Origin of the sequence: Streptomyces sp. NK08204, assembly GCF_020400585.1 — a bacterium.
Classification (GTDB): domain Bacteria; phylum Actinomycetota; class Actinomycetes; order Streptomycetales; family Streptomycetaceae; genus Streptomyces.
Window position 1 is genome coordinate 1 of sequence record NZ_JAINVF010000056.1, and the last position, 3,241, is coordinate 3,241.

At 71.2% G+C, this 3,241-nt stretch carries 2 protein-coding genes; both read right to left on the reverse strand.

The window, feature by feature from the left end; genetic code table 11:
* A partial coding sequence (locus K7G59_RS34215) for a beta-ketoacyl synthase N-terminal-like domain-containing protein (RefSeq protein WP_308295128.1) occupies nucleotides 1-1,038 on the reverse strand: 1,038 nt, incomplete at its 3' end.
* Between the two features lie 42 nt (nucleotides 1,039-1,080).
* Nucleotides 1,081-3,241 (reverse strand): SDR family NAD(P)-dependent oxidoreductase (locus tag K7G59_RS34220; RefSeq protein ID WP_225840586.1); only part of this gene is annotated, 2,161 nt, incomplete at its 5' end.

The following is a 3,241-nucleotide window of genomic DNA, read 5'->3' on the forward strand; positions in this document are numbered from 1 at the left end:
TGTCGTACCCGTCCCGTGCGCCTCGACCGCGTCCACCTCCGCAGCCGACAGCCGCGCGTTCGCCAAGGCGTCCAGGATCACGCGCTGCTGGGAGAGCCCGTTCGGGACCGTCAACCCGCTGCTTGCACCGTCCTGGTTGACCGCGGTGCCGCGGATGACCGCCAGGACCGGGTGCCCGTGACGCCGGGCGTCCGAGAGCCGTTCCAGGAGCAGGACGCCGACGCCTTCCCCCCACCCGGCCCCGTCGGCCGCCGCGGAGAACGCCTTGCTCCGGCCGTCGGGCGCCATCCCGCGCTGCCGGCTGAACTCCACGAAGACCCAGGGGGTCGCCATGACGGTGACGCCGCCGGCCAGGGCGAGCGAGCACTCTCCCGACCGCAGTGCCTGCGCGGCCAGGTGCAGCGCCACCAGCGACGACGAGCACGCCGTGTCCACCGTCACCGCCGGGCCCTCCAGCCCGAAGACGTACGAGAGCCGGCCCGACACCACGCTCGCGGCGCTGCTGGTGGCCAGGTACCCCTCGACGCCTTCGGGAGCCTGACGCAGGGCGACCGCGTAGTCCTGGCCGTTGGTTCCCATGAAGACGCCGGCCTTGCTGCCGCGCAGCGACGCCGGGGTGATACCGGCCCGCTCCACGGTCTCCCAGGCAGTCTCCAGCAGCAGGCGCTGCTGCGGGTCCATGGCCAGCGCCTCACGCGGCGAGATGCTGAAGAACGCCGGGTCGAACTCTCCCGCACCGTGAAGGAAGCCGCCCTCGCGCACGTACGAGGTGCCCGTCCGGTCGGGGTCGGCGTCGTAAAGCCGCTCGATGTCCCAACCCCGGTCGTCGGGGAACTCGCCCACGGCGTCCCCGCCTTGGGCCAGCAGTTCCCACAGCTCCTCCGGGGACTCGACGCCCCCGGGGAAGCGGCAGCTCATCGAGACGATCGCGATCGGCTCGCGGGCCTTGTCCTCCACATCGCGCAGGCGGCGCTGCGTCTGACGCAGATCGCCCATCACGCGCTTGAGGTAGTCGACAAGCTTCTCTTCGTTGGACATCAGCCCTGCTCCCTCAAGGAAACCGAAATCTTCGTGCTCATCTCAGGCGTCCCCGAGTTCTCGATCGATGACATCGAACAGTTCGTCAATCGACACGTCCTGCAGGTCGTCGTCGTGAGCGGCGGCACCCGAACCGCTCTCGCCTTCCGTCAACTTGGTCAGTAGGGCCTGGAGCCGTACGGCTGCCCTGGAGCGCGCGATGCCGTCCAGCGACAGGGTGGAGATGACGGACTCCAACCTGTCGATCTCCTCCGACAACGACGCGCCTGGCGTGACGTCCTGGGCCAACTCGTCCTTCAGGTAACCGGCGAGGGCGAGCGGTGAGGCGTAGTCGAACAGCGCGGTCGCGCCCAACTGCAGGCCGGTGGCCGCGTTCAGGCGGTTCCTGAGCTCAACCGCCGTCAGGGAGTCGAAGCCGATCTCGAAGAAGCCGCCTTCGGGCCGGATGCCGTCGGGCGAGGCGTGTCCGAGCACGGTGGCCGTGTGCGTGCGCACCAGGTCGAGCAGGATGCGCTCACGTTCGGCCTCCGGCAGACCGGCGAGGCTCTGGGCCAGCGCGGGTCCGTCCGAGGACGGGACATCGCCGACCGTACCCGGCTCGGGAGCCCGGCGCAGCTGCCGGACCTCGGCCAGGTCGCCGAAGAGCAGCCCGAGGCGGGTCGCGCCGCTCAGGCCGGCCACGAAGCGCTGCCAGTCGATGTCGGTGATGGCGAGGCAGGTCTCGTCCTGCTCAAGTGCTCGCTGCAGCGCGGCGATCGCCAGCTCGGGCTCCATCGGCGGCAGCCCGAACCGCTCCATGCGGTCGCTGACCGCCGCGTCCTTGGCGGCCATGCCTCCGTCGGCCCACGGGCCCCACGCGATGGACGTCGCGGGCAGGCCCGCCGCCCGGCGCTGCTCGGCCAGCGCGTCCAGGAACGCGTTCGCCGCGGCATAGTTCGCCTGACCAGCCGCACCCACCGTCCCCGAGAACGACGAGAACAACACGAACGCCGACAGGTCCATCCCGGCGGTCAGCTCGTGCAGGTGACGCGCGGCCTCCGCCTTCGAACGCAGCACAGCCTCGAAACGCTGCGGCGTCATCGCCTCCAGCACACCGTCGTCCAGCACACCCGCCGTATGCACCACCGCCGTCAGCGGCAGCTCCGCCGGGATCCCCGCCAGCACCGCCGCCAGCGCCTCACGGTCACCCGCATCACACGCCACCACCGTCACCCGGGCACCCAGTGCCTCCAGCTCCGCGCACAGCTCCCCAGCACCCGCCGCGGCCGGACCACGCCGACTCACCAGCACCAGATGCTCCGCACCACGACCCGCCAGCCAGCGGGCCACATGCGCACCCAACGCACCCGTACCACCAGTGATCAGCACACTGCCCGACGCACGCCACTGAGACACCCCGGCCCGCACACCGGCACGCTGCACCCGACGCCCCAGCACACCCGACGCCCGCAACGCCACCTGGTCCTCACCCGACACACCACCGAGCACCCCGACCAGCCGACCCATCGTGCGGCCGTCCACCACCTCGGGAAGGTCCACCAGACCACCCCAACGCCGCCCCAACTCCGAAGCCGCGACACCACCCAGACCCCAGACCTGGGCCTGCACCGCACTGCGCAGCCCGTCGGACAGCCCCGTCGACACCGCACCACGGGTCAGACACCACAACGGCGCCTCCACCCCGGCATCACCCAACGCCTGCATCAACACCAACGTCAGCGCGACACCCGACGGAACCGACGGCGCAACCTCACACCGGCCCTCCGCCAGACCCAGCAACGACACCACACCAGCGAACGGCACCCCGGCCTCGCTCACGGCCTTGCCGACCCGCTCGCCGACCAGCGCGCGATCGGCCTCGTCCGCGCCCAGCTCCACGGTCACCAGGCGCAACCCACACGCACCCAGCCCCCGCAGAACCTCCGCGACCCACGCCGAGTCCTCCGCCTCCCGGGGAACCACCGCCAGCCAGTCACCAGCCCGGGTCACAGCCTGCGCATCCGGCACCGGCGACCAGGTCACCCGATAACGCCAGCCGTCCACCAACGACCGCTCCCGGCTCTGCCGACGCCACGCCGACAACGCCGGCACCACCGCCGCAAGCGACTCACCAGCCTCCAACGCCAACGTCTCAGCCAGCGCCGGCAGATCACCACGCTCCACCGCATCCCAGAAACCGGCATCCACACCATCCGGCACGCTC